Annotated in this window: 9 protein-coding genes and 1 pseudogene; 1 reads left to right on the top strand and 9 read right to left on the bottom strand. The window is 68.2% G+C overall.

Annotated elements, in window-relative coordinates:
• Positions 1-44 precede the first annotated feature (44 nt).
• The 9 genes and pseudogenes from HMPREF3115_RS01655 to HMPREF3115_RS01620 all read right to left on the bottom strand — a co-directional run bounded on the left by HMPREF3115_RS01655 (position 45) and on the right by HMPREF3115_RS01620 (position 5825).
• On the bottom strand, positions 45-353 hold the full coding sequence (locus tag HMPREF3115_RS01655) for a hypothetical protein (RefSeq protein WP_006399218.1): 309 nt from the start codon (positions 351-353) through the stop codon (positions 45-47).
• 215 nt (positions 354-568) lie between these two features.
• A complete protein-coding gene (locus HMPREF3115_RS01650; protein ID WP_006405403.1) occupies positions 569-1303 on the bottom strand; it encodes an LrgB family protein in 735 nt (244 codons plus the stop codon).
• Positions 1300-1671, bottom strand: coding sequence for a CidA/LrgA family protein (locus tag HMPREF3115_RS01645; RefSeq protein ID WP_070553291.1), 372 nt, complete (start codon positions 1669-1671; stop codon positions 1300-1302). Before HMPREF3115_RS01645 ends, HMPREF3115_RS01650 begins: the two co-directional genes overlap by 4 nt.
• Positions 1672-2004: 333 nt before the next feature.
• Positions 2005-3063 (bottom strand): maleylacetate reductase, encoded by a 1059-nt coding sequence (locus HMPREF3115_RS01640; protein WP_053299161.1) that lies wholly within the window; start codon positions 3061-3063, stop codon positions 2005-2007.
• A gap of 23 nt (positions 3064-3086) precedes the next feature.
• Complete coding sequence (locus HMPREF3115_RS32115) at positions 3087-3284, bottom strand: hypothetical protein (protein WP_175835867.1); 198 nt, start codon at positions 3282-3284, stop codon at positions 3087-3089.
• Positions 3285-3318: 34 nt separating this feature from the next.
• Positions 3319-3384: pseudogene (locus tag HMPREF3115_RS32110) on the bottom strand (acetaldehyde dehydrogenase); the annotation flags it as partial.
• A 122-nt stretch (positions 3385-3506) separates the two neighbouring features.
• Positions 3507-4541 (bottom strand): alpha/beta hydrolase, encoded by a 1035-nt coding sequence (locus HMPREF3115_RS01630; protein WP_070553290.1) that lies wholly within the window; start codon positions 4539-4541, stop codon positions 3507-3509.
• A 59-nt stretch (positions 4542-4600) separates the two neighbouring features.
• Positions 4601-5026 carry an organic hydroperoxide resistance protein gene (locus HMPREF3115_RS01625; protein WP_006399225.1) on the bottom strand — a complete coding sequence of 142 codons (426 nt, stop codon included), beginning with the start codon at positions 5024-5026 and terminating at the stop codon, positions 4601-4603.
• A 232-nt stretch (positions 5027-5258) separates the two neighbouring features.
• On the bottom strand, positions 5259-5825 hold the full coding sequence (locus tag HMPREF3115_RS01620) for a TetR/AcrR family transcriptional regulator (protein ID WP_006399226.1): 567 nt from the start codon (positions 5823-5825) through the stop codon (positions 5259-5261).
• Positions 5826-6103: 278 nt separating this feature from the next.
• Here HMPREF3115_RS01620 and HMPREF3115_RS01615 point away from each other — a divergent pair.
• The coding region (locus HMPREF3115_RS01615) for an ABC transporter ATP-binding protein (RefSeq protein ID WP_256275949.1) at positions 6104-7637 on the top strand (1534 nt) is incomplete at its 3' end.

Below are 7637 nucleotides of genomic sequence, written 5' to 3'. Positions count from 1 at the left end.
CGGCCGCCCGCGCGCCGCGCGTTCTGCGTCGTGCGCCGCCGGCGTTACTGCCCGGAAGCCGGCGCGGCCGGCGCCGCGTTGGCCGGCGCCTTCTGCACCGCGTTCTGCGGATAGTTGCTCTGATCGTTGGTCAGCCGATAGCCGCTGCCCGTGCCGATCGCCTTCAGGTCCTTCGCGTGCCGCTCGCGTGCCGCCTTGCGCGCCGCTTTCTTCTTCGCCTTGTCGAGCTGCTTCTGCGTCGGCGCGGATGCCGCCGTCGTGTCCTGCGCCCATGCCGCCGGCGCGGCGGTCAACAGCAGACCGAACGACGCCGTGACTGCCACTGCCACCGAAACCACGCGAGACTGCTTCATGCCGGATCTCCTTGTCGATTGTCGAGGGTGAATCGAGCGGCGCCGGCGCGCTCGCGACGGATGTCGGTTGCGCACGACGGCGCCGATGCAACGTTAGCCGATCGCCGCGGAATTGTCCTTGTGCATTCGTGAATTCCGGCGATAACGGCCCGCATACGTGCCGGCCGCGATCGAAACGCGCAATGCGAGACTGCCGTACGACCGCACCGCGCCGCTCAGAGCCAGCGCGATACGATCGGCAGCAGGATCGGCACGACGAACGCGGTCAGCACGCCATTGAGTCCCATCCCGAGCCCGGCGAACGCACCGGCTTCCTCGCTGACCTGAAACGCGCGCGCGGTGCCGATGCCATGCGAGGCGACGCCGAGCGCGAAGCCGCGCACCGCGGGCTCGTCGATGCGCAGCGCGTTCAGGATGCTGCGCGCGCAGACGGCGCCGAAGATCCCGGTCGAAATGACGAGCACGGCCGTCAGCGACGGAATGCCGCCGATCTCCGCGGCGACCGCCATCGCGATCGGCGTCGTCGCGGACTTCGGCGCAAGCGACGCAATCGTCTGATGAGACGCGCCGAGCAACGCGGCGATGCCGACCGCCGACACGATCGCCGTCAGCGAACCGGCGACGAGGCCGATCAGCAGCGGCAACGCCGCGCGGCGCAGCTTCGCCCATTGGCGATACAGCGGCAGCGCGAGCGCGACGGTCGCGGGGCCGAGCAGGAAGTGGACGAACTGCGCCCCTTCGAAATACGTCGGGTAGGGCGTGCGCGTCAGCGTCAGCAGCGCGACGATCAGCGCGACCGCGATCAGCACCGGGTTCGCGAGCGGATTGAAGCGGGCACGCGCATAGACGGCCTGCGCGACGAGATACGCGATCAGCGTGATCGTGAGTCCGAGCAGCGGACTCGCGGCGAGGTAGACCCAGATCGCGCCGAGCTTCGGGAAGGCCGTCATCGCGTGCCCTCCGCGGTGCCGGCCGCGCGTTGCTGGCGCCCCAGCAGCGCGCGCGTGACGAGTGCGGTAACGGCGATCGCGAGCGTCGTGCTGACGACGAGCGCGACGACGACCGCGACCGCATCGCCGCGCACGCGGCCCGCCGACACCATGATCCCGACGCCGGCCGGCACGAACAGCAGCGACAGATGGCGCAGCAGTTCGAGCGCGGTCGGCTCGATCGCGTCGGCGACCTGCGGCCGCAGCATCGCGAAACCGAACAACAGCAGCATGCCAATCACCGGGCCGGGCACCGGCAAACCGAACAGATAGGACCCCCCTTCCCCGAGACACTGGAAGGTCAGCAATACCGCGAAAGCCTGCAACATGAAGCGATTCTCCTGACGACGGCGCGCGCCGCGGCGGCCGGCACGCGCCGGCCGCTACCGGCCTCGGCGCGAGCAAGCGCGATCGTACCAAGTTCGCGACAACTGCAGCGTCAATCGGCCGGCGTCAGTTCGAGCTCGCGCGCGAAGCCGTGCGGGTAGCGGCACGAGTGTGCTCATGATCGTTTTGAGCCGCAGATCGTCCCAGGCATCGCGCGCACCGTGTCGGCGATCGCGCTCGGCGAGTCGTCGGCGCGTGCGCCGGAACTCGGCTCGATCTCGTCTCTTGATACGCGTGACGCGCACGCGGCAAAGGGCTCGCCGGCGTCGCGCCGCTCACGCCGGCCGGCGGCCCGCATAGGCGTCTTCGAGCAGCGCGCGCAGCGATGCGCGCTCGGGCGGGCGCGGGTTCCAGTACGGGTTGCGCAACGCGAGATCGAGCACGCGTTCGATGTCGGCCTCCTCCATGCCGATGTCCTTCAGCGCGACCGGCACGCCGCTGGCACGGGCGAGATCGAAGACGCCGCGTGCCGCGTCGTCGGCGCCGAGTGCGGCAGCGATGCGCCGCATCGCGGCCGGCGCGGCGTCGCGGTTGTAAGCGAGCGCATGCGGCAGCACGATCGTATGCGTTTCCGCGTGCGGCAGGTTCAGCGTGCCGCCGAGCGTATGGCACAGCTTGTGATGCAGCGCCATCCCGACGCTGCCGAGCACGGCACCGCACAGCCAGGCACCGTACAGACAGTCGGCGCGCGCGTCGGCGTCGTGCGCGTCGTGCACGATGCGCGGCAGGCCGCCGGCCAGCGCACGTATGCCTTCCTCCGCCATCAGGCTCGCGACCGGGTTCGCGTCGGGCGCGTACAGCCCTTCGGCCGCGTGCGCGATCGCGTTGATCCCGCTCGTCACCGAGAGCGCCACCGGCAGCGACAGCGTCAGGTCCGGATCGTAGATCACCGCCTTCGGCAGCACGCGCAGGTCGCGGCCCGTCTTCTTCACCCCGCCTTCGGTGAGCCCGTAGATCGGCGTCATTTCGGAGCCGGCATAGGTCGTCGGCACCGCGACGATCGGCAGCCCCGAATCGAGCGCGATCGCCTTGCCGAGGCCCGTCGTCGAGCCGCCGCCGATCGCGATCGCGCAGTCCGCATCGACCTGCGCGGCAAATGCGCGGGCCGCGCGCGCCGTCTCGATCGGCACGTGCATGACCGCTTCGGCAAACACGCCGGCGGCGCGCGCGCCGAGCCGATGCGCGAGCGCTTCGGCCTGCGCGCGCTGCGGCGGCGTCGACAGCACGATCGCGCGCGTGGCGCCAAGGCGCTCGATTTCCTGCGGCAACTGCGCGAGACTGCCCGCGCCGAATACGACGCGCGACGGCAGGCCGTTGTAGACGAACGAATGCATCGCGATGCGCTCCGTGTAAAGGTTCAACGCGGATAGTACGGCGGAATCTGCGGGTCGACGTCGAACCACACCGATTTCGCATGGATGTACTCGTGCATCGCGTCGAAGCTCTTTGCGCACCCGTCGTCGCTCGCGCAGACGCTGCCGAGCGGCAAGCCGGGGCTCACGCGCTTGTAGCGATCCGCACCGCCTCTCGGATCCGCGTGCGAAGCCGTGCGCACGCTGTCGGTCGCGCGTCCAGAGGCCGGCGCCGAGCCCGCACGCGACGCTTGCCGCGATCGCGAGCGCCTCGTCTCCGGTGCGAAACGTCGTGACCGTCACGAACGGGCCGAACCCTGCGTGCTGCGCGACGCGGTCGCCCGGCTTCGCATGCACGCAAAAGCGGCGGGCGTAGGCCCGCCGCGTCGATCTCCGCGCGCACCTCGCGGCGCGCGCATGCGCCGTTACTTCAGACGCGTCGCGATTTCGTTCGCCATCGCCTTCAGCGCGGCCTGCGTCGGCGCATCGGCGGCCAATGCGTTGAGCAGCCCGAAATCGTGGATCGTGCCGTCGTAACGCGTCGTCGTCGCTTCGACGCCGGCCGCGTCGAGCTTGCGGCCGTATGCTTCACCTTCGTCGCGCAGCACGTCGAACTGCGCGACCTGGATCAGCGCGGGCGGCAGCCCCTTCAGTTGCGCGACGCTCGCGCGCAGCGGCGACGCATAGATCTCGTTGCGCTGCGCTTCGTTCTTCGTGTACGCGTCCCAGAACCACTTCATCATCGAGCGCGTCAGGAAGTGGCCCTGCTGATACGCGCGATACGAACCCGTGTCGAAGTCGTGATCGGTGACGGGCCACAGCAAACCCTGGAAGCGAATCGCCGGGCCGCCCTTGTCCTTCGCCATCAGCGCGACGACCGCCGCCATGTTGCCGCCGACGCTATTGCCGACCACCGCGAGACGGCTGCCGTCGACGCCGATTTCGGCACCGTGTGCGGCGACCCACTTCGTCGCGGCATAGGCCTGATTGATCGCGATCGGATAACGCGCTTCCGGCGACGGCGTGTAGTTGACGAACACGGCCACCGCACCCGATTGCACGACGAGATCGCGCACGAGCCGCTCGTGCGTCGGGAAATCGCCGAGCACCCAGCCGCCGCCGTGGAAGAACATGAACACGGGCGGCGTGCCCGTCGCGTGTTGCGGACGCACGATCGTGATCGGCACGGACAGCCCGTCCTGCTCGATCGTGCGGTTCGACACGTCGATCCCCGACAGGTCGACCTTCACGCCGTTCTGTGCGTCGACGAGCACCTGCCGCGCCTTCGCGGGGCTCAGCGTTTCGAGGCCCGGGCCCTTCTGCGCGTTCAACGCGGCGAGAAACGCGCTCGTCGTCGCGTCGGGGCGCACGGTGTCGGGGCCTGCCGCGAACGCGGCCGGAACGGCGGAAGACAATGCCGCGACGGCGGCGACGGTCAGCAGCGGCTTGACGATCTTCATGATGAGACTCCTGAATCGGGTAATGGATGGGCGATGAACGGGTCGGTTGTCATGTACGGTCAGACGAGCGTCAGCGTGACGTCGATGTTGCCGCGCGTCGCGTTCGAGTACGGGCAGACGACATGCGCGCGCTCGATCAGCGTCTGCGCGACCTCGCGCTCGAGGCCCGGCAGCGAGATCTTCAGTTCCACTTCGATGCCGAAGCCGTTCGGGATCGCGCCGATGCCGACGCTGCCTTCGATCGACGCGTCGGCGGGCATCGCGATCTTGTCGCGCGCCGCGACGAACTTCATCGCGCCGATGAAGCACGCGCTGTAGCCGGCCGCGAACAGCTGCTCGGGATTCGCGCCTGCACCGCCCGCGCCGCCGAGTTCGCGCGGCGTCGTGAGCTTCAGGTCCAGATTGCTTTCGGGCACCGTCGCACGGCCGTCGCGGCCGCCGGTGGCTTTTGCGTGAGCGCGGTACAGCACTTTTTCGATCGACATGACAGGCTCCTTTTCAACGAGTGAGTGGAACAACCTTCCAACCGGGGTCGCTCGCAGGCGGCATCGTCGTCGCCGGCTTCGCGTTTGTTTATCTACTCATAGATAGATAAACATCCCCAAAAAATGCAGATGCCCAGGCATCTGCGCAACTTAGTCTATCTACCAACAGATAGACAACCAAACCCGACAAAAGGGCGGCGAACCGCCCTCCTTCTTGCTCGCGCGCCCGCCGTCAGGCCCGCGTCTTCCAGACCGCCTCGACGTCCTCGAGGCGCGCCCGCGTATGAAACAGCCGGCTCGCGAGCACGCTGCCCTGAAACGCCGCGTACAGCGCGCGCGCCGCCGCGTCGGGCTTGCCGCTGAAGCTGAGCGTGCCTTCCTTCGCGCCTTGCGCGAGCAGCTCCGCGAGCCAGCGCTCGTTCGCCTGGAAGAACGCCTGCACCGCCTGCCGCACGTTGTCGGGCAGCGACTCGATATCGGCCGCAAGCATGCCGCACAGACAGATGCGGTCGCCGTCGCCGAGCGTGCGCCCGAACAGCTTCGTGTACAGACTCAACTTCACGTCGGCCGGCAACGACGGATCGATCGCGCGCATCGCGGCCAGCACTTCGTCGCTGTATGCCGCTACCGCTTCCAGCACGAGATCGTCCTTCGACGGGAAGTAGTAATGGATGCTCGACGTCTTCACGCCCACCAGATCGGACAGGTCGCGATAGCTGAAGCCGTTGTAGCCGCGCAGCATCATCAGCGTGATCGCGTGATCGAGAATCTGTTCGCGGACGGTCGGTTTCGTTTCCATGGAGCGAACTTTATCTACTCATAGATAGACAGTCAAGGACTTTTTTGCGACTCGATAAAAAAGATGGCGCGCCGCCGAGCGGCCGCCGTGCCGGCATGGTTTACAACCGCCCTGCAACGCAGGCGAAACGATGCGACACTCGCAGCCGGGCGCCGCGGCCGCGACGCAATCCGCGCTCCGGCGGCCGCGCGCCGGTGCGGTCGCATGCGTCCGCGCATCCACCGCTATTGGCATGACCGATCGGGCCCCGTCGCCCGATCGCATCAGGAGAATGATCGATGTATTCGTGGTTTGAACGACGGCTGCCGACCTTCCCGCTCGAAGAGCCCGCGACGCCGCCGAACGGCTTCTTCTCGTTCGTCTGGGCCTGCACGCAGGGCGCGCGCGGCTGGATCCTGCTGATCGCGCTGACCTCGGCGGCGCTCGCCGCCTACGAAGCCGCGCTGTTTGCGATGATGGGCCGCGTGGTGGACTGGCTGTCGTCGGCCACGCCGGCGACGTTCGGCGAGCTTCACTTCGGCACGCTGGCCGGCTTCGCGGCGATCCTCGCAGGCAGCGTCGTGCTGATCGCGCTGCACACGATGGTCAAGCATCAGGTGCTCGCGATCAATTTCCCGATGCGGCTGCGCTGGCTGTTTCATCGACTGATGCTCGAACAGAGCCTGTCGTTCTATGCGAACGAATTCGCGGGCCGCGTGACGACGAAGATCATGCAGACTGCGCTCGCCGTGCGCGACGCGCTGTTCATGTCGGTCGACGTCGTGATCGGGGTGGCTGCGTACCTGCTCGGCATCCTCGCGCTTGCCGCGAGCTTCGACTGGCGACTGATGATTCCGCTCGCGCTGTGGGCGCTCGGCTACGGCGCCGCGTGCGCGTATTTCGTGCCGCGTCTCGGCCGCGTCGGCAGCGAGCAGGCCGATGCGCGCGCGCTGATGACGGGCCGCATTACCGACGCGTATTCGAACATCACGACCGTCAAGCTGTTCTCGCATACGCGCCGCGAGGCGGATCACGCGCGGCGCGCGATGGAAGCGTTCAAGGTCACCGGCGATGCGCAGATGCGGCTCGTCAGTGCGTTCGAGATCGTCAATCATCTGCTGTCGACGGCGCTGCTGGTCGGCTCGACGGGCCTCGCGGTCGCGCTGTGGATGCACGGCGAAGCGAGCGCAGGCGTCGTCGCCGCCGTGATTGCGATGGCGCTGCGGCTGTCGAGCTACTCGCACTGGATCATGTGGGAGATGACCGAGCTGTTCGAGAACGTCGGCACGATCCAGGACGGCATCACGACGCTCACGCGCGTGCGCAGCGTCGTCGACGCGCGCGATGCGCGGCCGCTCGTCGTGTCGCGCGGCGAGATCGTGTTCGACAACGTACGGTTCGCGCATGACGACAACGAGAAGCCGGTGTTCGACGGGCTGAACCTCACGATTCGTCCGGGCGAGCGGATCGGCCTGATCGGCCGCTCGGGCGCCGGCAAGTCGACGCTCGTGAACCTGCTGCTGCGCTTCTACGACGTGGACGGCGGCGCGATCCGGATCGACGGGCAGGACATCGCGCACGTCACGCAGGACAGCCTGCGCGCGGCCATCGGCATGGTCACGCAGGATACGTCGCTGCTGCATCGGACGATGCGCGAGAACATCCTGTACGGCCGCCCGGATGCGACCGAACGCGAGATGCGCGCCGCCGCCGAGCGTGCGGAAGCGTCGGAATTCATCGAGCGGCTGCGCGACCGGCATGGGCGCTCGGGCTATGACGTCGAGGTCGGCGAGCGCGGCGTGAAGCTGTCGGGCGGCCAGCGGCAGCGCGTCG

Source organism: Burkholderia sp. HMSC10F09 (genome assembly GCF_001806955.1).
In the GTDB taxonomy this organism is placed as follows: Bacteria; Pseudomonadota; Gammaproteobacteria; order Burkholderiales; family Burkholderiaceae; genus Burkholderia; species Burkholderia multivorans.
This window is presented reverse-complemented; position numbering and strand designations above follow the sequence as displayed.

Coding starts and splice junctions, on each gene's coding strand:
- HMPREF3115_RS01640 (WP_053299161.1), bottom strand. CDS start 3,063: ATGCATTCGTTCGTCTACAACGGCCTGCCGTCGCGCGTCGTATTCGGC.
- HMPREF3115_RS01625 (WP_006399225.1), bottom strand. CDS start 5,026: ATGTCGATCGAAAAAGTGCTGTACCGCGCTCACGCAAAAGCCACCGGC.
- HMPREF3115_RS01650 (WP_006405403.1), bottom strand. CDS start 1,303: ATGACGGCCTTCCCGAAGCTCGGCGCGATCTGGGTCTACCTCGCCGCG.
- HMPREF3115_RS01630 (WP_070553290.1), bottom strand. CDS start 4,541: ATGAAGATCGTCAAGCCGCTGCTGACCGTCGCCGCCGTCGCGGCATTG.
- HMPREF3115_RS01655 (WP_006399218.1), bottom strand. CDS start 353: ATGAAGCAGTCTCGCGTGGTTTCGGTGGCAGTGGCAGTCACGGCGTCG.
- HMPREF3115_RS01620 (WP_006399226.1), bottom strand. CDS start 5,825: ATGGAAACGAAACCGACCGTCCGCGAACAGATTCTCGATCACGCGATC.
- HMPREF3115_RS01645 (WP_070553291.1), bottom strand. CDS start 1,671: ATGTTGCAGGCTTTCGCGGTATTGCTGACCTTCCAGTGTCTCGGGGAA.